At 67.5% G+C, this 21,442-nt stretch carries 15 protein-coding genes; 9 read left to right on the plus strand and 6 right to left on the minus strand.

The annotated features are described in order from the left end of the window. Positions 1 to 70: 70 nt before the first annotated feature. The 3 genes from ACH4TV_RS01955 to ACH4TV_RS01965 form a co-directional block, all read right to left on the minus strand. On the minus strand, positions 71 to 976 hold the full coding sequence (locus tag ACH4TV_RS01955; protein ID WP_398393218.1) for a sugar ABC transporter permease: 906 nt from the start codon (positions 974 to 976) through the stop codon (positions 71 to 73). A gap of 19 nt (positions 977 to 995) precedes the next feature. Beyond that, on the minus strand, positions 996 to 2,000 hold the full coding sequence (locus ACH4TV_RS01960; protein ID WP_398393220.1) for a carbohydrate ABC transporter permease: 1,005 nt from the start codon (positions 1,998 to 2,000) through the stop codon (positions 996 to 998). Between the two features lie 103 nt (positions 2,001 to 2,103). After that, the gene (locus ACH4TV_RS01965) at positions 2,104 to 3,375 is read right to left on the minus strand and encodes an extracellular solute-binding protein (protein WP_398393222.1); all 1,272 of its coding nucleotides are present in this window, start codon (positions 3,373 to 3,375) and stop codon (positions 2,104 to 2,106) included. A gap of 487 nt (positions 3,376 to 3,862) precedes the next feature. Between ACH4TV_RS01965 and ACH4TV_RS01970 the strand changes: the two genes are divergently transcribed. Together ACH4TV_RS01970 and ACH4TV_RS01975 are read left to right on the plus strand one after the other, a co-directional pair. Next, on the plus strand, positions 3,863 to 4,897 hold the full coding sequence (locus ACH4TV_RS01970; protein ID WP_398393224.1) for a LacI family DNA-binding transcriptional regulator: 1,035 nt from the start codon (positions 3,863 to 3,865) through the stop codon (positions 4,895 to 4,897). Positions 4,898 to 5,028: 131 nt separating this feature from the next. Further along, positions 5,029 to 5,940 (plus strand): phosphatase PAP2 family protein, encoded by a 912-nt coding sequence (locus ACH4TV_RS01975; RefSeq protein WP_398393226.1) that lies wholly within the window; start codon positions 5,029 to 5,031, stop codon positions 5,938 to 5,940. Here ACH4TV_RS01975 and ACH4TV_RS01980 read toward each other — a convergent pair. Next, positions 5,930 to 8,935, minus strand: a complete 3,006-nt coding sequence (locus ACH4TV_RS01980; protein ID WP_398393228.1) for a bifunctional [glutamine synthetase] adenylyltransferase/[glutamine synthetase]-adenylyl-L-tyrosine phosphorylase — start codon at positions 8,933 to 8,935, stop codon at positions 5,930 to 5,932. The two genes, ACH4TV_RS01975 and ACH4TV_RS01980, sit on opposite strands and share 11 nt — an antisense overlap. 173 nt (positions 8,936 to 9,108) lie before the next feature. Between ACH4TV_RS01980 and ACH4TV_RS01985 the strand changes: the two genes are divergently transcribed. Together ACH4TV_RS01985 and ACH4TV_RS01990 are read left to right on the plus strand one after the other, a co-directional pair. After that, positions 9,109 to 9,624, plus strand: a complete 516-nt coding sequence (locus ACH4TV_RS01985) for a pyridoxamine 5'-phosphate oxidase family protein (protein WP_398393230.1) — start codon at positions 9,109 to 9,111, stop codon at positions 9,622 to 9,624. Positions 9,625 to 9,667: 43 nt separating this feature from the next. Then, complete coding sequence (locus ACH4TV_RS01990; RefSeq protein ID WP_398393232.1) at positions 9,668 to 10,111, plus strand: VOC family protein; 444 nt, start codon at positions 9,668 to 9,670, stop codon at positions 10,109 to 10,111. 89 nt (positions 10,112 to 10,200) lie between these two features. Here ACH4TV_RS01990 and lepB read toward each other — a convergent pair whose 3' ends face one another. Further along, on the minus strand, positions 10,201 to 10,884 hold the full coding sequence (gene lepB, locus ACH4TV_RS01995; protein WP_398393234.1) for a signal peptidase I: 684 nt from the start codon (positions 10,882 to 10,884) through the stop codon (positions 10,201 to 10,203). Between the two features lie 209 nt (positions 10,885 to 11,093). Next, on the minus strand, positions 11,094 to 12,455 hold the full coding sequence (locus ACH4TV_RS02000; protein ID WP_398393236.1) for a glutamine synthetase family protein: 1,362 nt from the start codon (positions 12,453 to 12,455) through the stop codon (positions 11,094 to 11,096). A gap of 287 nt (positions 12,456 to 12,742) precedes the next feature. Between ACH4TV_RS02000 and ACH4TV_RS02005 the strand changes: the two genes are divergently transcribed. The 5 genes from ACH4TV_RS02005 to ACH4TV_RS02025 all read left to right on the plus strand — a co-directional run bounded on the left by ACH4TV_RS02005 (position 12,743) and on the right by ACH4TV_RS02025 (position 21,223). Continuing rightward, complete coding sequence (locus tag ACH4TV_RS02005) at positions 12,743 to 13,423, plus strand: DUF3105 domain-containing protein (protein ID WP_398393238.1); 681 nt, start codon at positions 12,743 to 12,745, stop codon at positions 13,421 to 13,423. Continuing rightward, entirely contained in the window at positions 13,420 to 14,043 is a 624-nt protein-coding gene (locus ACH4TV_RS02010; protein WP_398393240.1) for a DUF305 domain-containing protein, read from the plus strand. The genes ACH4TV_RS02005 and ACH4TV_RS02010 overlap by 4 nt, the downstream gene beginning before the upstream one ends. Positions 14,044 to 14,258: 215 nt before the next feature. Further along, positions 14,259 to 16,202 (plus strand): protease pro-enzyme activation domain-containing protein, encoded by a 1,944-nt coding sequence (locus ACH4TV_RS02015; RefSeq protein ID WP_398393242.1) that lies wholly within the window; start codon positions 14,259 to 14,261, stop codon positions 16,200 to 16,202. 115 nt (positions 16,203 to 16,317) lie between these two features. Next, positions 16,318 to 18,072, plus strand: a complete 1,755-nt coding sequence (locus tag ACH4TV_RS02020) for an NAD+ synthase (RefSeq protein WP_398393244.1) — start codon at positions 16,318 to 16,320, stop codon at positions 18,070 to 18,072. 724 nt (positions 18,073 to 18,796) lie between these two features. Beyond that, positions 18,797 to 21,223, plus strand: coding sequence for a DUF3376 domain-containing protein (locus ACH4TV_RS02025; protein ID WP_398393246.1), 2,427 nt, complete (start codon positions 18,797 to 18,799; stop codon positions 21,221 to 21,223). The last annotated feature ends 219 nt before the right edge of the window (positions 21,224 to 21,442 follow it).

Genomic DNA, 21,442 nt, shown 5'->3' on the forward strand with positions numbered 1-21,442 from the left:
CGGTGTCAGCGGGGTCGGATGGACACCGCGGGCTGCCGACCCGTACGACAGGGCCGTACGGGAGTTGGTGTCAGCCCTTCGTGCCGCCTGCCGTGAGGCCGGTTACCAGGTTTTTCTGGACCAGGTAGAAGAAGGCGGAGACGGGTATCGCGACCAGGACCGCGGTGGCGGCCATCAGGTTGCGTTGGGCGTCGTGCTCGCTGACGAAGCTCTGCAGGCCGACCGCGAAGGTGTACTTCGTGTCCGACAGCATGAACGTCGAGGCGAAGGCGACCTCGCCGAACGCGGTGATGAAGCTGTAGAACGCGGCGACCGCCAGGCCCGGTTTGGCCAGTGGCAGGATCAGCCGCGCGAACGTGCCGAAGGGGGTCAGCCCGTCGACGCGTCCCGCCTCGTCGATCTCGAAGGGGATCGTGTCGAAGTATCCCTTGAGCAGCCAGGCGCAGTACGGCACGGCTGTCGAGCAGTAGACGAGGACGAGTCCGAGGTAGGTGTCGATGAGCTGGAGGTCGGACAGGATCTGGTACATCGGCACGATGAGTACGGCGATGGGGAACATCTGGGTGACCAGGAGTACCCACATGAACTTGCGGTAGCCGGGGAAGCGCATCCGGGACACCGCGTACCCCGTGGTCGCGGCGACCAGCACCCCGATGACCGTCGTACCGAGCGAAACGATCAGCGAACTCCGCAGCCAGTCGAAGAAGTTGGTGTGCTGGAGGACGAACGAGTAGTTGTCGAGCGTCATCTTGTCCCAGATGCGCCCGGGGTGGAGGTAGTCGTCCTTGTCCGGGCCGAGGGACAGATAGAGCAGCCAGGCGATCGGGAAGAGCGCGATCAGGCTCGCGACGCTGAGGATGCCGTGGGAGGCGAGGGTGGTGGCGAGGCCGCGTCGGCCGCGCCTCTTGGGGTGCGGGCGGGCGGTCGCGTCGGCCGGGTCCGTCGGCGCGGGCTTCTGAACGGTCATGGCACTCATGGGGGTGGGGACTCCTGCCTCAGTTCGCGAGCTGCTGCTCATCGCGGTTCAGCCAGCGGCGGTAGAAGGAGGTGAAGACGATCAGGATGGCCAGCAGCAGCATGCCGTAGGCCGCCGACTGCGCGAAGTCGCGCGGCTGTTGGCCGAAGCCGAGGTAGTAGGCCCAGGTGACGAGGATCTGCGCGTCGGGGGCGGTGTTGCCGAACAGCAGGAAGATCACGGCGAACTGGTTGAACGTCCAGATGACGCCGAGGAGGACGACGGTGGAGCTGACGGAGCGCAGGCCCGGCAGCGTGACGTACCAGAACCGCTGCCAGGCGCTCGCGCCGTCCATGTCCGCCGCCTCGTACAGGGAGGCGTCGATGGACTGGAGGCCGCCGAGCAGCGAGACCATCATGAACGGCACCCCGCACCACGTGTTGACCATGATGGCGGCGAACCGCTGCCAGAAGGTGTCCTCCAGCCACAGCGGGGTCGGTAGGTGCACCGCGTCCAGCGTCATGTTGATGATCCCGCCGTCGGCGAGCATGAACCGCCAGCCGAAGACGGTGACGAAGGTGGGAACAGCCCACGGCAGGACCAGGATCAGCCGGTAGAAGGTGCGCCCGCGCAGCTTCTGGTTCAGGAGCAGCGCCAGGCCCAGGCCGATGCAGTAGTGCAGGGCCACGCACAGGGCGGTCCAGACGATCGTCCAGATGAAGTGCGACCAGAAGCGGTCGTACGCGGTGTCGCCCCACAGGATGTCGGCGTAGTTGTCGAAGCCGATGAACTTGTAGGTGGCGTCGATGTGGTTGACGCCGATCGTGCGGGCCGAGTTGAGGCTGTTGGCGTCCGTGAGCGTCAGGTAGAAGCCGCGCACGAGCGGATAGACGACGAGGACGCCGAGCACGACGACCACGGGGGCGATCATCGCGTACGCGTACCAGTACTTCTGGTAGCTGTTCCTCAGGCGCTGGAGCCGTCCGGGGCGTGGCCCGGGCTCACCTCGGCGCTTTCCGGTCGCTCGGTCGATGGCGACTGTCATCTTTCGACACCTTCTGGAAGATCAGGGGGTACGGCAGACAGGCCGATGACCGCCGGAACTGTCCCCCGATGTCCAACTGGGCAGTTCCGACGGCCATGCGGGGTCACTTGCTGAAGTCCGGGACCAGCTTGGCGATCGCGGTCTCCGCGTTGCCCAGGCCCTTGTCGAGGGACTCCTTGCCGCCCGCGATCTGGGGCAGCTCGGTGTCGAGCGGGCCCCACAGGGAGCTGTACTCGGGCAGGGCCGGGCGGGGCTGGGCGGCGGCGAGGACGCTCTGGTAGCCGGCGATGCCCGGGTCGGCCTTCACCTGGGCGGTGTAGGCGTCGTCGCGGGTGGGCAGCGTGGAGTTCTTCAGGGCGATGGTCTCCTGGGACTTCGCCGAGGTCATGAAGTTGAGGAACTTCAGCGACGCCTTCTGGTGCGCGGCGTCCGAACCGGCGTACACGGAGAGGTTGTGGCCGCCGGTCGGGGCGCCCGCCTTGCCGCTGGAGCCGGCCGGGACGGTGGCGATGCCGACGTTGGCCTTGTCCTTGAACGCGGTGCCCTTGTAGAAGTTGGTGATCTCCCACGGGCCCTGGACGATCGCGGCGACCTTGCCGGTGACGAACGCGTCCTGGATGTGGGCGTAGGCGTCCGCGGTGGTGTCCGCCTTGTGCAGGCCCTTGCCGTCGAAGAGGCCGAGCCAGGTCTCGTAACCCTTCTTCGCGGCGGCCGAGTTGACGGTGATCTTCTTGGCGGTGGCGTCGACGGTGTCGGTGCCCTCGCCGTAGAGGAAGCTCTGCGCGTAGTAGGCCTGGGTGGAACCCCAGTAACCGTCCACGCCCGTCTTGGTCTTGATGGTGGCGGCGGCCGTCTTCAGGTCGGCCCAGGTCTTCGGGGCCTCGGTGATACCGGCCTTCTCGAAGAGTTCCTTGTTGTAGACCAGCGCGAGGGTGTCGGTGACCAGCGGGACGCCGTACGTCTTGCCGTCGTACTTGGCCTGTTCGATCAGGCTGGGCTGGAACTTGGCCTCGTCGGCGAGGGCTTCGGTGCCGTCGAGCGGCAGGAAGAAGCCCTTCTTGGCGAAGGCGGGGGTCCAGCCGACCTCGGAGCGCAGGACGTCCGGGGCGCCGGAGGCGCCGGCGGCGGTGTCGAACTTGTTCTGCGCCTGGTCGAAGGGGACGTTGACGTACTTGACCTTGATGTCCTTGTTGGCGGCCTCGAACTCCTTGACGAGGGCCTGGTACGTCGGTGCCTCATTGGTGGCGTTGGTGGTGTCCCACCAGGTGATGGTGACCGGGCCGTCGGCCGAGTCGCCGCTGTCGCTGCCGCCGCACGCCGTCGCCGCCAGGGCGAAGGACGCCACCAGCGCTGTGGCCGCTATGCCACGCCGCATGAGTTCTCCTTGAGGGTGAATGCCCGTGTACTCGTGGGAAACGGCCCCGTCCGCCGTTCCCATCGACTCGCCGGCCGCACCGTTGCCGCCGCCGGGCGACGTGAACGTAACAGCGATGTCAGCGCCACCGAAAGACCTTGCAGCAAAAAAGTGCAAGAACCGGCGACAGTTACCGCGCCGTGACCCGATGCTCCTGCGCCGAATCCCTTGACTCCTCTCGCTTTCCCGCCGCTCAGCGGGATCTGGGACACTTGTGCAAGACTCTGCAAGCTCTTGCCGACGCACGTCATTCAACACCCGCCCGGTATACGCCGGACGCACGCCCAGACACACGCCAGACACACGAGGGAGCGCGATGACGCAGCAACCCCCAGCGGCAGGCGGCCGACCGGGCCGTCCGGTGGGCCGCCCGGTGGGCCGTTCGACCGCCCGTGCCCGGCGTCCGTTCGGTGGGCAAGGGGACGGCAGGCCGGTACAGTCCAGCCCTGTGACCACACGGCTTGCCGACATCGCTGCCCAGGCGGGGGTGAGCGAAGCGACCGTCAGCCGCGTCCTGAACGGGAAGCCGGGCGTCGCCGCCACCACCCGCCAGTCCGTGCTCGCCGCCCTCGACGTACTGGGCTACGAGCGCCCGGTCCGGCTGCGGCAGCGCAGCGAGGGCCTGGTGGGCCTGATCACCCCCGAGCTGGAGAACCCGATCTTCCCGGCCCTGGCGCAGGTCATAGGCCAGGCCCTGACCCGGCAGGGATACACCCCGGTGCTGGCCACCCAGACCCCCGGCGGGTCGACGGAGGACGAGCTGACGGAGATGCTCGTCGACCGGGGCGTGGCGGGCATCATCTTCGTCTCCGGACTGCACGCGGACACCTCCGCCGACATGCAGCGCTACGACCAACTGCGCGCCCAGGGCGTGCCGTTCGTCCTGGTGGACGGCTTCTCCCCCAAGGTGCAGGCGCCGTTCATCTCCCCCGACGACCGGGCGGCGATGACCCTGGCGGTCACGCACCTGGTCTCGCTGGGCCACACCCATATCGGTCTCGCCCTCGGACCGAAGCGTTTCGTGCCGGTCCAGCGCAAGATCGAGGGTTTCGTCCGCACGATGCAGGATCTGCTGGGCCTGACCGCCCAGGACGTCGAGACCCGGTTCGTCCAGCACTCGCTGTACACCCTGGAGGGCGGCCAGGCGGCCGCCACGGCCCTCATGGAGCGTTCGTGCACGGCGGTGGTCTGCGCGAGCGACATGATGGCGCTGGGCGCGATACGGGCGGCACGACAGCGCGGTCTGGAGGTCCCCCGGGACGTCTCGGTCGTGGGTTTCGACGACTCCCCCCTGATCGCCTTCACCGACCCGCCCCTGACGACGGTCCGCAAGCCGGTCCCGGCGATGGGCCAGGCCGCCGTGCGCACCCTGCTGGAGGAGATCGGCGGTACGCCGGCCCCGCACAGCGAGTTCGTGTTCATGCCGGAGCTGGTGGTGCGGGGGTCGACCGCTTCGGCCCCTGGGGAACGCAGTCGTCCTTAGGGTGGAGAATGTCCCGCTTCGGACCGTGCTGAGGTAGTAGTTCGGGGCGCCTGTCCCTGCCGTAGAACGTGCGGGTCGGACTGGACCAGGGGATGATCTGGGGTGAGGCCTTATCTGGCAGACTCCTGCCCATGGGTGAGACGACCGTGACGACGACAGAGGAAGGCCGCGATCAGGCCGCTCCGCACTCCGTCGCGGACCGGGTGGACGCGGCACACACAGCGAGCACGGCGAACGAGGTGAACAGCCGCGCGGGCAACGCGTTTCTGCGCCGGCTGCGGGCTCCGCGCCGGCCGCGGCTGTGGTTCGAGATCCTGCTGATCGCGGTCAGTTACTGGACGTATTCGCTGATCCGCAACGCCGTACCGGAGCAGAAGGCCGAGGCGCTGCGGAACGCGGACTGGATCTGGAAGACCGAGCACAGCCTGGGCATCGCCGTCGAGGAGTCGGTCAACCACGCGATCAACTCGGTGACATGGCTGATCGTGGGCATGAACTACTACTACGCGACGCTGCACTTCATCGTCACGCTCGGTGTTCTCGTGTGGCTGTACCGTAGTCATCCCGGCCGTTACGCGGCGACGCGTCTGACCCTCTTCGCCACCACGGTCGTGGCGCTGCTCGGTTACTACCTGTATCCGCTGGCCCCGCCCCGGCTGATGAACGGCGGCGACTTCGTCGACACGGTGCTGGTCCACCACACCTGGGGTTCGATGGCCTCCGGCGACCTCAAGCACATGTCGAACCAGTACGCGGCGATGCCGTCGATGCACATCGGCTGGTCCCTGTGGGCCGGTCTGACGATCTTCGCCCTGGCGAGCGTCCCGTGGGTCCGTGTCCTCGGCCTGCTCTACCCGACGGTCACCCTGCTGGTGATCGTCGCCACGGCCAACCACTTCTGGCTGGACGCGGTGGGCGGCATGATGTGCCTGGCCTTCGGCTTCACGGTCGCCCGCCTCTGGTACGGCAAGCTCCCGTACGCCCTCCCGAAACTGGTCCCCGTGCAGGGCCGGGGCGGCCCGCTTCTCCCGGTCAAGCCGTAGCCCCGTAGAACAGCACGTCCACGACTCCGCGGGCCCGTCGGGTGGTCCGCCGGTACGCGTCGATCATGTCGCCGACATGCCCCGGCCCGTACCCCAGGTACCGTCCGACCGCGCCCAGTTCCCGCCCGTCGGAGGGGAAGGTGTCCCCGGCCCGCCCGCGCACCAGCATCACGGCGTTGCGCACCCGGGTGGCCAGGACCCACGCCTCGTCCAGTATCGCCGCGTCCTCCGCGGAGATCAGTTCGGCGGCGCAGGCAGCGGCGAGGGCCTCGCGGGTACGGGTCGTCCGCAGCCCCGGTTCGGCCCACCCGTGCTGGAGTTGCAGCAGCTGTACGGCCCACTCCACGTCCGAGAGCCCGCCCCGCCCGAGCTTGGTGTGCAGGGTGGGGTCCGCGCCCCGGGGCATCCGCTCCGACTCCATACGCGCCTTCAGGCGCCGGATCTCGCGCACCGCGTCGTCGCCGAGCCCCTCCGCCGGGTAGCGGAGCGGGTCGATCAGCTCGATGAACCGCTGCCCCAACTCCTCGTCCCCGGCGACGACTTCGGCCCGCAGCAGCGCCTGTGACTCCCAGACCAGGGACCACCGGCGGTAGTACGCCTCGTACGACGTCAGGGTCCGTACCACCGGCCCCGACTTGCCCTCGGGGCGCAGGTCCGCGTCGATGAGCAACGGCGGGTCGGCGCTGGGTACTTGGAGCAGCCGCCGCATCTCGGAGACCACGGCGCTCGCGGCCTTGGCGGCCTCCTCCTCGCCGACGCCCTCGCGGGCCTCGTGCACGAACAGCACATCGGCGTCGGAGCCGTAGCCCAGCTCGTGCCCGCCGAAGCGTCCCATGCCGATCACCGCGAACCGGGTGGGCAGCGTCTCCCCCCACCCGTCCCGGACGACCGCCCGCAGGGTCCCGGCGATCGTCGCCGCCGTGAGGTCGGAGATCGCGCCGCCGACCTGGTCCACCAGGGCACCCTGGTCGGCCTCGGCGGGCGACTGCTCGGTGCCGTACGAGCCGACGATGTCGGCGGCGGCCGTACGGAACAGTTCGCGCCGCCGGACACCGCGCGCGGCGTACACGCCCTGTTCGCCGGTGCCGGCGCGCCCGACGGCGGAAAGGATCTCCTGCTCCAGGTGGGCCCGCTCGCGCGGTTCGAGGCCGCCGACCCCTTCGCCGTCGCCGAGCAGGGCGACGGCCTCGGGCGCCCGCATCAGCAGGTCGGGCGCGAGCCGCCCGGCCGAGAGCACCCGGGCGAGGTTCTCGGCGGCGGCGCCCTCGTCCCTCAACAGCCGCAGATACCAGGGGGTTCGGCCCAGCGCGTCGGACACCTTGCGGAAGTTGAGCAGCCCGGCGTCCGGATCGGCGGAGTCGGCGAACCAGCCCAACAGGACGGGCAGCAACGTCCGTTGGATGGCCGCCTTCCGGCTCACCCCACTCGCCAGCGCCTCCAGATGCCGCAGCGCGGCGGCCGGATCGGCGTACCCGAGCGCGACCAGCCGTTCCCGCGCCGCGTCGGTGCTCAACCGGCTCTCGCCGGGCGCGAGTTGGGCGACGGCGTCGAGCAGCGGCCGGTAGAAGAGCTTCTCGTGCAGCCGCCGTACGACGGACGCGTGCCGCTTCCACTCCCGGTTCAGCTCGGCCACCGGATCGGTACGCAGCCCCAACGAGCGCCCGATGCGCCGCAGATCGGCCTCGTCCTTGGGCACGAGGTGGGTGCGCCGCAGCCGGAACAGCTGGATCCGGTGCTCCATGGACCGCAGGAACCGGTAGGCGTCGTCGAGTTGCACGGCATCGGCGCGCCCGACGTACCCGCCCGCGGCGAGCGCGCCGAGGGCGTCCAGCGTGGTCCCGCTGCGCAGCGAGGTGTCGGCGCGCCCGTGCACCAACTGGAGCAGCTGGACGGCGAATTCGACGTCCCGCAGCCCACCCGGCCCGAGCTTCAGTTCCCGCTCCACCTCGGCGACGGGAATGTTCTCGACGACCCGGCGGCGCATCTTCTGCACGTCGACGACGAAGTTCTCGCGCTCGGCGGCGTGCCAGACGAGCGGGGCGAGCGCGGCGACGTACTCCTCCCCCAGCTCGACGTCCCCGGCGACCGGGCGGGCCTTCAACAGGGCCTGGAACTCCCAGGTCTTGGCCCAGCGCTGGTAGTAGGCGAGATGGCTGCTGAGGGGGCGCACCAGCGGACCGTTGCGGCCCTCCGGACGCAGATTGGCGTCGACGGGCCAGATGCTGCCCTCGATGGTCGTCTCGGAGCAGATCCGCATCAGATGCGAGGCGAGCCGGGTGGCGGCCTGGAGCGCCTTCCCCTCGTCGGCCCCGTCAACAGCCTCACCGACGAAGATCACATCGACATCGGACACGTAGTTCAGTTCGTGGCCACCGCACTTGCCCATGGCAATCACGGCGAGCCGGCACAGCACGGCGTCCTCGGGCGCGGCGATCCGCGCGATGGCGAGGGCGGCGCGGAGGGTCGCGGTGGCGAGGTCGGCCAGCTCGGCGGCGGTCTGGGCGATGTCGGTGGTGCCGCACACGTCGCGGGCGGCGATGGACAGCAGACAGCGCCGGTAGGCGACGCGCAGCGACACGGGGTCGGTGGCCTCGGCGAGCCCCCGCTCGAACTCCTCCACGCCGGGGTGGAGATCCCGGGGCTCGTACATGACGAGGGCCTGCCAGTCGCGCGGATGCCGGATCAGATGGTCACCGAGCGCGGCGGAGGCACCGAGCACCCCGAGGAGCCGGTCACGCAGCGGCTTGGCCGCTATCAGCGTGTCGAGCAGCTCGTGCCGGGCGGTCCGCCCCTCCTGCGCCTCGACGAGCCGGACGAGCCCGAGCAGCGCGAGATCCGGATCGGCGGTCGCACCCAGCGCGTCCAGCAGCACCGGGTCGTCCCGCACCGGCGCGAGCTCGACGCTGTCGAGGAGCCGCTCAGCCCCGGAGGGATCGGTGAAACCGTGCCGCAGCAGCCGCGTGAAGGTACTGCTCCTGCGCCCCGGCGCCATCATCCTGGGCCTCCCGTCGGACCATCGGATCAAGGTCGTACGGCCAAGAGCCTAACCGGAGAGTCCGAGGTAAGCGCCGGACGGACCGGTCCGGCGTCCGCTGGTCGGACCGATGATTTCCGCCGCCGTACGAGGTCTGCACTTCGACGGGATCACCGACGTCGAGGAGGCGCCCCATGTCCGACACCACCATCCCGCAGACCCGGCTCGACCCCCGCTACAGCGACCCCGCGGCCACCGCGCCCGCCTGGGCCGACGCGGAGGCGATGCTCACCGAGGCCGAGCTCTTCTGGATCTCGACCGTCCGCCCCGACGGACGCCCTCACGTCACCCCGCTGCCCGCGGTCTGGTCGGACGGTGCGCTGCATTTCTGTACGGGGCCCGGGGAGCGCAAGGCCCTCAACCTCGCGGGCAACCCGCAGGTCGCGCTCACGACCGGTACCAACACCTGGGACAAGGGGTACGACCTGGTGGTGGAGGGGGAAGCGGTCCGGGTCGCGGACGACGGGCGGCTGGGCGAGCTGGCCGCGGCCTGGGAGGCCAAGTACGGCAGCTTCTGGCACTTCGAGGTGCGGAACGGGTACTTCCAGCACGGCGCCGGACACGCTCTCGTCTTTTCGGTGGCGCCCCGCACGGTTTTCGGCTTCGGTAAGGGGGAGCCGTTCAGCCAGACGCGCTGGCGGTTCGAGTGAGGCGCCCGTCAAGGACGACGTGAAGCTATCTGGAGGACCAGCGATGCAGTACACGCTCGAAGTGATCCCGCTGCCCGTGAGCGACATCGACCGGGCGCGGGACTTCTACCGCGACAAGGCCGGCTTCCACGTCGACATCGACCAGGAGGTCATGCCGGGGATGCGCATCGTCCAGCTCACGCCGCCGGGCTCGGGCTGTTCGATCGCCCTCGGCGACACCCTCTGGGAGACGATGGACGGTCCGACGCCCGCACCGGGCTCGTACCAGGGCCTCCAGCTGTGCGTCGCCGACATCAAGGCGGCCCATGCCGAGCTGGTCGAACGCGGCCTGGAGGTGTCGGAGCCGATGCAGTACTCGCCGGACGACGGCGCCACGTTCATGTACTTCAAGGACCCGGACGGCAACGGCTGGGCGATCCAGGAGTACCGGCAGCGCGCGGCGAAGCCGCTGCACGCGCTGCTGAGCGAGATGGCCCCGCGCGCCTGAGAGGCACGGGCACGGGCCGGTGACGCCGTGCGGGCGTGACGGGGGTCCACCGGCCGCGACGCGAGAAGCGGCCGGTGGACCCCCGTCCGTCACTGGACCTGTTCCACCGGCCGGGGCGCCACCGGCACCGCCCTCCGTCTCCGCCGCCCCAGGACGAACGCGGCGATGCCCAGCCCGAGGCCGACCAGTGCCAGGACCAGCCCGGCGATGACGGCCGTACCGATGACGACGGGGATCGTCTGGCCGTCGATCACCCGGCCACGCACGGCGGACTCGGCCACCGTCCCGTCGTGGTCGCTCGGGAAGAAACGCGAGTCTATGGAGTCCGCCCGGTGGTCACCGAGCAGGAACAGCCGCCTCTCGGGGACCGTCACGTCGTACGACTTGCGCAGGCCGTCCGCGTCGCCGCCGTTGACATAGGGCTCCGGGACCGGCTTCCCGTTCACGCTGAGCCGCGCTTCCGGGCCCTCGCCCGTGCAGCACACCACCCGGTCGCCACCGACACCGATCACCCGCTGAATCACGCTCGTACTGCCCTGGTAGCGCTCCGGCGCCGACAACGCCACGACGTCACCGCGCCGCACCTCGCTGCCGTCGATCGGCTCGGAGACGATCCGGTCGCCCGGCGTGTACGTCGGCTCCATGTTCGTGCTGCTGATGACGAAAGCCTCGTACGAACTCCGCGCGTACATGAAGGAGCCGAGCGCCAACATCACCCCCACCAGCCCCACGACGACAGACGCGATCCCCAGTCCCCGCCCCTTGCCCGACATCGTTCCCCTCCCCGTGCGGCACCTCCGCGGGGACGACGTTAACGGGTGCCTGTGAACGGACTGGGCCGGCCCGCGCCGCAACGGATGTCACGCTCCCCTGGATATGACGGCCCAGGGCCACCGGGACGCCGTAGGGCCGACGGTTCACAACCGTCGGCCCTACATGCCGTTCTGTCGGGGAAAACCCCTCTGACCCGCGTGACCCGCGCTTACAGCACCGGCAGGTTCTTCCGCAGCTCGAACGCCGTGACCTCGCTGCGGTACTCCTCCCACTCCTGGCGCTTGTTGCGCAGGAAGAAGTCGAACACGTGCTCGCCCAGCGTCTCGGCGACGAGTTCGCTGCGCTCCATCAGGGTCAGCGCCTCGCCCAGGTTCTGCGGGAGCGGCTCGATGCCCATCGCGCGGCGCTCGGCGTCCGAGAGGGCCCAGACGTCGTCGTCGGCGCCCGGCGGGAGCTCGTAGCCCTCCTCGATGCCCTTGAGGCCGGCGGCCAGCAGCATCGCGTACGCCAGGTAGGGGTTCGCGCCCGTGTCCAGGGAGCGGACCTCCACGCGCGCGGAGCCGGTCTTGCCGGGCTTGTACATGGGCACGCGGACCAGGGCCGAGCGGTTGTTGTGGCCCCAGCAGATGTACGAGGGGGCCTCACCGCCGGCGCCCGCGGTGCGCTCCGAGCCACCCCAGATGCGCTTGTACGAGTTCACCCACTGGTTGGTGACCGCCGCGATCTCCGCCGCGTGCTTCAGCAGGCCCGCGATGAAGGAGCGGCCGACCTTGGAGAGCTGGTACTCCGAGCCGGACTCGTAGAACGCGTTGCGGTCTCCCTCGAAGAGGGAGAGGTGCGTGTGCATGCCGCTGCCCGGGTGCTCACTGAAGGGCTTCGGCATGAAGGTCGCGTGTACGCCCTGCTCCAGTGCCACCTGCTTCATGACCAGGCGGAACGTCATGATGTTGTCCGCCGTGGACAGCGCGTCCGCGTACCGCAGGTCGATCTCCTGCTGGCCGGGGGCGCCCTCGTGGTGGGAGAACTCGACCGAGATGCCCATGGACTCCAGCATCGTGATCGCCTGGCGGCGGAAGTCCTGGCCGACGTGGGTCGGGGTGTGGTCGAAGTAGCCGGAGTTGTCGGCCGGGGTCGGGCGGGTGCCGTCCAGCGGCCGGTCCTTCAGGAGGAAGAACTCGATCTCCGGGTGGGTGTAGAAGGTGAATCCCAGGTCGGAGCCGCGGGTGAGGGCGCGCTTGAGGACGTAGCGCGGATCCGCGAAGGACGGCGAGCCGTCCGGCATGAGGATGTCGCAGAACATCCGGGCCGTACCGGGGGCCTCCGCACGCCAGGGGAGGATCTGGAACGTCGACGGGTCCGGCTTGGCGATCATGTCGGACTCGTATACACGAGCGAACCCCTCGATCGCGGAGCCGTCGAACCCGATGCCCTCGTCGAAGGCCTGCTCCAGCTCCGCCGGGGCCACGGCCACGGACTTGAGGAAGCCCAGCACGTCCGTGAACCACAGCCGGACGAACCGGATGTCACGCTCCTCCAACGTCCGGAGCACGAACTCCTGCTGCTTGTCCATCTTCCGCTTCCCCATCCTTGCTGGTCAGGCCGCCTGTCTCCCGAACCACGGGACGGTCGGGCACCTGAGCATCCCACCACAACAGCATTTCATGCGCATTGCGCACCTTGATCATGCAGCCGACCTCGGAGTGAACGCCTCACGTAGGGCAGGTGTACCGCTCTGCCCCTCATCTTGCCTGTTCGCGGCGACATCCGTAATGGGCGGCCCCCGACCGGAACCGCGGCGGGGCCCCACGGATTACGATCAGCACACCGACCGTCCCTTTCCCCAGAAGGATCGATCCCATGGGTTCCGCCAAGAACAGCGCCAAAGACAGCGGCAGTGCGTCGCGCAAGGCGCGCATAGAGGAGATGCGGCGCGCCGACCGCTCACGTGAGCGCCGGAACCGGATCCTCACCATCGGTGTGAGCGTCGCCGTAGTGGCCGCCCTGGCCGTCGGTGTGACCGTCCTCGTGCAGAACCAGTCCGACAAGGACAGCGACACCGCGGCGAGCGACACCAAGACCGCGGGCAAGTTCGTCACCGGCGCGGACGGCGTGAAGACCTGGGACACGAAGCTCACGCAGAACCACGTCACCAAGACGGTGAACTACCCGATGGAGCCCCCGGTCGGCGGTGACCACAACCAGGTCTGGATGAACTGCAACGGCGACGTCTACACCAAGGCGATCAACAACATGAACGCCGTGCACTCGCTGGAGCACGGCGCCGTGTGGGTGACGTACAACAGCAAGGCGTCGAAGACCGACATCGACGCGCTGGCGGCGAAGGTGAAGAAGACGCCGTACACGCTGATGAGCCCGGACGACAAGCAGGCAGACCCGATCATGCTCTCCGCGTGGGGCAAGCAGCGCACGGTGACGAGCGCAACCGACCCGAACGTGGACAAGTTCTTCGCCGAGTTCGTCCAGGGCAAGCAGACCCCGGAGCCGGGTGCCGCCTGCACGAACGGGCTGTCCCAGTGAGGCGCGCGCCCTGGATCGCCGGTGCCGCCGTGACGGCGCTCGTCGCGGCCGGCACGATCACCTACGCGGTCGCCGACGGCGACGACTCCGGGATGAGGGCGCCCGCCGCCGACTCCGCGGACGCCGGCTTCGCCCGTGACATGGCCGTCCATCACCAGCAGGCCGTCGAGATGTCGTACATCCTGCGCGACCGGACGGACGACGAGGACGTGCGGCGCCTCGCGTACGACATCGCGCAGACGCAGGCCAACCAGCGCGGCATGATGCTGGGCTGGCTCGACCTGTGGGAGCTGCCGAAGGTGTCCTCGGACGCGCCCATGACCTGGATGGACATGGCCGGCATGGCCGACGGCAAGGACGGCGCGCTGATGCCGGGCATGGCGACCAACACCGACATGACGAAGCTCGGCACGCTCGACGGCAAGCAGGCCGAGGTCTTCTACCTCCAGCTGATGACCAAGCACCACCAGGGCGGTGTCCACATGGCCCAGGGGTGTGTGGATCGGTGCGAGGTCGGGGTGGAGAAGCGGCTCGCGCAGGGCATGGTCGACGCGCAGGAGTCGGAGATCTCCCTGATGGCAGGGATGTTGAAGGAGCGCGGCGCCAAGGCCCTTTCCTGAGCGCACGGTTGGGGCGCACGGTTGGGGTGCACGGTTGGGGTGCATGCCTCAAACCGCTTGTGCATACGGTTCCTTGGCCTCCCATGCGTTTCCTTGGGACCTTCTTGGCTCAGCCATTCCCCCCGGATTCCCCTGGCATGAACGGTTCATCGCGAGAGTGGCCAACGGCGAGTGATCACTCGTCTTGCTCGCGATGAACCGCATCAGGGGGTTCCATGAGATCGAATCGCGCCATCACGCGCGCCGGGGTGAGCCTGGCAGCGACCCTGCCTCTGCTCGCCGGCGCGCTGGCGCTCGGCATACCCGCGGCCCATGCCGCGGACGCCCCGGGCCGGGACACGCTCGCGGGCACGCGGCCCGCGTGGGCCACCGCCAAGGCGGACAAGGGAGCCACCTCCGACGGCTCCAAGGTCACCGCCCGGGTCTACTTCGCCGGCCGGGACGCCACCGGTCTGGCCGCGTACGCGAAGGCCGTCTCCGACCCGACGTCCGCCGTGTACGGCAAGTACCTCACCGCCGCGCAGGTCCAGCAGCGCTTCGGGGCCTCCCCGGCCCAGGTCGCCGCGGTCACGGCGTGGCTGAAGACGTCGGGCCTCACGGTCACCGGCGTCACGGCCCACTACGTCACGGTCACCGGTGACGTGGCCGCCGCCGAGAAGGCCTTCGGCACGCAGCTGCACAACTACGCCAAGGGCAAGAAGACGTACCGGGCGCCCGCGAAGACCGCCTCCGCGCCGGAGGCCCTGAACGGTGCCGTCCTGACCGTCACGGGCCTGGACAACGCCCCGCACACGGCGACCCACGACGACACGCTGCCGGCGCCGGAGACGGTGTTCCGCAACGCGGGGCCGTTCTCCTCGTACTACGGCTCGAACACCGCCTCCACCCTCCCGACGGCGTACGGCAAGCAGATCCCGTACGCCGTCCAGGGCTACACGGGCAAGCAGCTGCGGGTCGCGTACGGCGCGGGCAGCTGGACCGGCAAGAACGTGCGCGTCGCCATCACCGACGCCTACGCCTCGCCGTACATCGCCGGCGACGCCGCCACCTACGCGGCCAAGCACGGCGACGCCGCCTACCGCAGCGGCCAGCTCAGCCAGGTCCTGCCGAAGAACTACACGAACACCGAGGACTGCTCCGCGGCCGGCTGGTACGGCGAGGAGACCCTCGACGTCGAGGCCGTGCACGCGGTCGCGCCGGCCGCGGACATCACGTACGTCGGCTCCGCGTCCTGCATGGACGACGACCTGCTCGACTCGCTCAGCAAGGTCGTCGACAAGCACCTCGCCGACATCGTCTCCAACTCGTGGGGCGACATCGAGGCGAACCAGACGCCGGACCTGGCCGCCGCCTACGACCAGGTGTTCAAGCTCGGCGCGGTCGAGGGCATCGGTTTCTACTTCTCCTCCGGCGACAACGGCGACGAGGTCGCCAACACCGGCACGAAGCAGGTCGACACCCCGGCCAACTCGGCGTGGGTGACGGCGGTCGGCGGTACCTCGCTGGCGGTCGGCAAGGGTGACGCGTACCAGTTCGAGACCGGCTGGGGCACCGAGAAGGCCACGCTGTCGGACGACGGCAAGAGCTGGACGGACTTCCCGGGCGCCTTCACGTCGGGCGCGGGCGGTGGGACCAGCGCGACCGTCGCGGAGCCCTTCTACCAGAAGGGCGTCGTGCCCGGCTCGCTCGCCAAGGCCCACAGTGACAAGGGCAACCGCGTCGTCCCGGACATCGCGGCGATCGCCGACCCGAACACCGGCTTCAAGGTCGGCCAGACCCAGACCCTGCCGGAGGGCGGCACCGCGTACAGCGAGTACCGCATCGGCGGTACGTCCCTGGCGGCACCGGTGATCGCGGCCGTCCAGGCCCTCGCACAGGAGGCCCGCGGCGGCGCGCCGATCGGCTTCGCCAACCCGGCGATCTACGCGAGGTACGCGGCGCACGCGAAGGTCTACCACGACGTGACCGACAACCCTACGGGGTACGGACTCGCCGTGGCCCGCCTGGACTTCGCCAACACCTACGACGCCACGGACGGGATCCTCACCTCCGTCCGCAGCCTCGGCACGGACAGCTCGCTGCACGCCGTACGCGGCTACGACGACGTGACCGGCGTGGGTTCGCCCGCGAAGGGCTACGTGGAGTCGTACCGCCGCTGAGGCGCTGACCGTGCTGTCCGCGCGGTGCCGGGGTGGTGGCGGGAGTGACGTGGGGTGACCCACATCCCTTGCGCCACCACCCCATCGCGTCGCATTGACGATTACACTTGGCGGCGTGCCTCAACTACGCCTCGCCCTGAACCAGATCGACTCGCGCGTCGGCGACATCGCCCGGAACGCGGACTCGGTCCTCCGCTGGACCCGGCACTCCGCCGAGCAGGGAGCGCACCTCGTGGCGTTCCCGGAGATGGTGCTGACCGGGTACCCCGTCGAGGACCTCGCCCTGCGCTCGTCCTTCGTGGAGGCCTCCCGCGCGGCCCTGCGCACCCTGGCGGTACGCCTCGCCGACGAGGGTTTCGGCGAACTCCCGGTGGTGCTCGGCTACCTCGACCGCTCCGAGAGCGACCTGCCGAAGTTCGGCCGCCCGGCCGGCTCCCCGCGCAACGCGGGCGCGGTCCTGCACAACGGCGAAGTGATCCTGTCCTACGCCAAGCACCACCTCCCCAACTACGGCGTCTTCGACGAGTTCCGCTACTTCGTGCCGGGCGACACCATGCCCGTACTGCGCGTGCACGGCGTCGACGTGGCCCTCGCGATCTGCGAGGACCTCTGGCAGGACGGCGGCCGGGTCCCGGCGGCGCGCTCCGCGAAGGCGGGCCTGCTGCTCTCGATCAACGCCTCCCCGTACGAGCGCGACAAGGACGACACGCGCCTCGAACTGGTCCGCAAGCGGGCCCAGGAGGCCGGCTGCACGACCGCCTACCTGGCGATGGTCGGCGGCCAGGACGAGCTGGTCTTCGACGGCGACTCGATCGTCGTCGACCGGAACGGCGAGGTGATCTCGCGGGCCCCGCAGTTCACGGAGGGCTGCGTGGTCCTGGACCTGGACCTGCCCGCCGCCCTGCCGGACGCGCCGGTGGGCGTGGTGGACGACGGCCTGCGCATCGACCGCGTGGTGCTGTCCGAGGACCCGCTGCCGGCGTACGAGCCCGAGCTGACCGGCGGCTACGCGGAGCGCCTGGACGACGACGAGGAGATGTACTCGGCGCTGGTGGTGGGCCTGCGGGCGTACGTCGAGAAGAACGGCTTCACGTCGGTCCTCATCGGCCTGTCCGGCGGCATCGACTCGGCGCTGGTCGCGGCTCTGGCGTGCGACGCGGTGGGCGCGCAGAACGTGTACGGCGTGGCGATGCCGTCCAAGTACTCGTCCGACCACTCGATCGGCGACGCGGAGGAGCTGGCCCGGCGGACGGGACTGAACTTCCGTACGGTGCCGATCGCGCCGATGTTCGACGCGTACATGGACTCGCTGGGCCTGACGGGCCTCGCGGAGGAGAACCTCCAGTCGCGGCTGCGGGGCACGATGCTGATGGCCATCTCCAACCAGGAGGGCCACATCGTCCTGGCGCCGGGCAACAAGTCCGAACTGGCGGTGGGCTACTCGACGTTGTACGGGGACTCGGTGGGCGCGTACGGCCCCATCAAGGACGTGTACAAGACGTCGATCTTCCGGCTCGCCGAGTGGCGCAACAGGGCTGCGGCCGAGCGCGGCCAGACTCCGCCGATCCCGGAGAACTCGATCACCAAGCCGCCGAGTGCGGAGTTGCGCCCGGGGCAGATCGACACGGACTCGCTGCCCGACTATCCGGTACTGGACGCGATTCTCGAGCTGTACGTGGACCGGGACTCGGGCGCCGACGCGATCGTTGCGGCCGGGTACGACGCGGAACTGGTGACCCGGGTGCTGCGGATGGTCGATACGGCGGAGTACAAGCGGCGGCAGTATCCGCCGGGGACGAAGATCTCGGCGAAGGGGTTCGGGAAGGACCGGCGGCTGCCTATTACGAATGGGTGGCGGGAGTCGGTGTAGGCACCGGGAGCGGAGTCCGCCCCACCACCCTTACTCCGTCCATCTCGTCTCTCAGGACACGTCGGGCCGAGAGTGGCCGATGACCTACGAGCGCATGAGCAACCGGCGGAAGATGAGTTGCTGTACGCAAGGCTCGGCACCGAGGCGAGTGTCAGGCCGTGCGTAGGAGGAGCGGCGCACACGGGTCGCTAAGTTGCTCCATCCAGACTCCAACCGCGCCACCTGTGCCCGCAGGCATTCGGTGAGCGCTTCGCAGTTCACTCCACGCCTCTTGTGAGCATGGCAGTTGAGGCAGAACGCGATCACCGATGCGATAACCCTCCAGCAGAGGCTGACCGACCGATGCCTACACTGCAATGATCTGTTGGATGCGCGGCGGCGCCTGGCTATCCCGCCCTCCGTCAACGCTGGGATAACCAACTCACCCGCCCTGAACGGTCCTTCTCAGAAGCCTTCTAACGAAAGCTCAGGATGACCTGGAGAAGAACCACACTCAGCTTGCGCTTCGCTTCTGCGAGATTCACACTGGAGATGGCATTTCATCCTGCCCGGCTGGCGCCGCAGGTTCTTCATCAGGTCACATTTTGCACGTTCGAGCGTCCCAGAAATTCCGTAAGGGATGCCGCACTCCTGGGACTATTTCATCTTGCATGCGGCAACTCTTTGCGTAGATACGCCACCGTCGCCAGTAGATCCTACTAGCGCCTTCTCACCAGGAGGGAATATGCGCGACGAACACGCAACGGAGAATCTTTCGGGGAATCCCGAAGAAAGCGCCCAAGCGGCGTCAACTCCTGCCGAGATTCGGCTGGCTCTTGTGATGAATGGCGGAGTTAGCCTTGCCGTGTGGATGGGTGGCGTTGCTCACGAACTCGACTTGCTTCGCCGGGCATCGGATCTCACTGTAAACCTCGACGAGGTGGAAGAAAGAGACAAGCCGATCTTCTTGAAGTGGCGGAAATTTTGCGGAGGTAAAAGAGTAGTCATTGACATCATCTCTGGCACTTCCGCCGGCGGCCTTAACGGGCTTTTTTTGGCGACGGCTATCGCACGCAACGCGCCCCTTCCTGACCTGCGTGCACTATGGCAGTCATCGGCCTCGCTTGACCAGTTGAGGGAGGGGCGGCAGAAGAATAGTGTTCTCAACGGAAGGTATTTCGAGCGAAAAATCGATGAGGCGTTGAAGGGCATCCAAAATCACGGCAATAATGTCGGTGAAATAACTCTCTTCGTGACGGCAACCGCCCTTGACGGTGAATGTAAATCCTACAAGGACTCCTACGGGCAGCTATTTAACGTAAACGATCACCGGCGAGTGTATCGTTTCGAGAGTGCTTCGAAGCCCCTGATCTACGGGAAAAAGGAGGGACAGGAGAATTGGTCGACCTATGAAGGAAAGGACAAAGATCACTTCGCCACGGAAAAATCCGAAGTACTTCGTCAGGCAGCTCGGGCCACAGCTAGCTTCCCGATTGCTTTTCAACCTGTGAGTGAATTGGATCTCCTACCGTATCGCATAATTCCAGATGCAGCCCACGCCGCAAGCAGCGTAATGGATGGAGGCGTGCTAAATAACGAGCCCTTCGGTCCCGTGCTAGATGAGATTACGGCGAGGAAGACAAGCGGCCCCGTAGAGCGCATAGTCGCCTACATCGTTCCATCTGGGGGGCGCCTAGCAGAGGAGAAAGCCAGACATCAGCAGGCCCAGGAGATCACATGGGCTACGGCCGGTTTGAGCGCATTTAACTATCCGCAGGAAGTAAATTTCCGCTCCGGCGTCGAGGAACTCAACAACCGTCTCCAGACCAGTGGCAGGCTAGCCCGCGACCAACTCTTCTATCGGCTCCTTTTCGCACCGGAGCCAGAGTTGCAACAAACCGTCAAAACGGCAGCCGAGAGTCTGGTGGATGAATACCGTCGCAGCCGAGTCAGAGCGGTTCTCTTGACTGTGTGCCCAGAACGCACGAGATCGTCATCCCCGGTGACCCTTTCCTCCCTGCCTCAGGCTGACCAGGAAACCATAAACGCCATCCTCACCACAGAACGTAAATGGATTCCACCACAAAGCGACCCATTCAACTCGCAACACCTCCTTACGAATTGGAGATGGGGGCTGGTCCCTGCGGAGCGCGTATTGCAGACCCTGGGTAACTGCCTGCAGGAACGAATGAGGAAGGACTCCAGCGAATCACTCGCTAGCGCCGCTCGGCGAATCGACACGAGCCTGCGTTCGGTTCTTGCCATTATGGATGCCGTGACACTTGAGCGGGAGCGCCGACGTCCGCGGAATGCACCAATGTGCCCTGCAGCGGCAGCCACACTTGTCGATCAGGTGTTCCGGGACCTCAGGGTCCCCTCGGAAGTGAGCCGCCTGGTGAGGGATGCGACTGAAGCGTTCCATAGAGCTGTCCCTGGGACCAGGGGTGGCAAGTGGTCGGAAGAAGACTTGGTGTCAATGTGCCTAAGAGTGGAAATCCTTACTCAATCTTTCGCTCCTCCAGCAAAGGCCCTGGAAAGGCTAACGCCCAGATTCGGATTCCTGCGCTTGGGGCCGGATACTGTCGGACCCCTATTCCATGAAGACTGGGCGAGAGATATCGGCGACCGCAAGCTTTACGGTACTCGCTTTAGCCATTTCGGCGCCTTTGTTAGCAGCAACTGGCGGCATTCGGATTTCACATGGGGCCGTTTGGACGCCGCACATCACCTGCTTCCTCTACTCCTCTCGACAGACGACAGTAATCAGGAAGAGCATTCCCTCCATGAAGCTATTATCGAGGCCGAGGGGCGCGAGGACAAAATTCCTCATGAGGCAGCCAAAAGGATGCGGAGTCGACTCAAAGAGTTGAAGGAAAAACAAGACAGAGAGCTGTTGAGCGATAAACACTCTACGACGTTGAAGAACGTTGGTGATTCCGCAATACGCATGGTCACGGAAGGCAGAGGTAAGCTAGTCCTGCGGATCCTCCTTTCGATCTGGGCATTCGTCTGGGAGGGGTGGCGTGAAGGGAAAAGACTGGACATTAAAGGGGTAATTAGGGCCGCTGGAAAGCCTGCCATCTTTATACTCGGGATAGCGCTGTTGTCGATCGCGGCGATCGCGCTCGGTGTTATAGCGATCCTGATCGTCGTACTAGTGCACAGTTGGTAGTGCCCGTCCGTGATCTTGCCGGACCTGAGTAGCAGATTTGGTGATGCGGATCAGCTGCGGCTCGTCCGATTCGAAGAAGCAGCTCAGCCTGAACGCCCGCAAGTCGAAGCTGGACGTTCCCGAAGGTTGATCAGTGCCATCAAGACATCCCGTGCCGAGATCGATTCATGGACCCGTCACCTCGCACCAAGCCTTCGGTGACTCAAGACCGCGACTTCA

The organism is Streptomyces sp. NPDC020898 (genome assembly GCF_044333925.1).
Classification (GTDB): Bacteria; Actinomycetota; Actinomycetes; order Streptomycetales; family Streptomycetaceae; genus Streptomyces.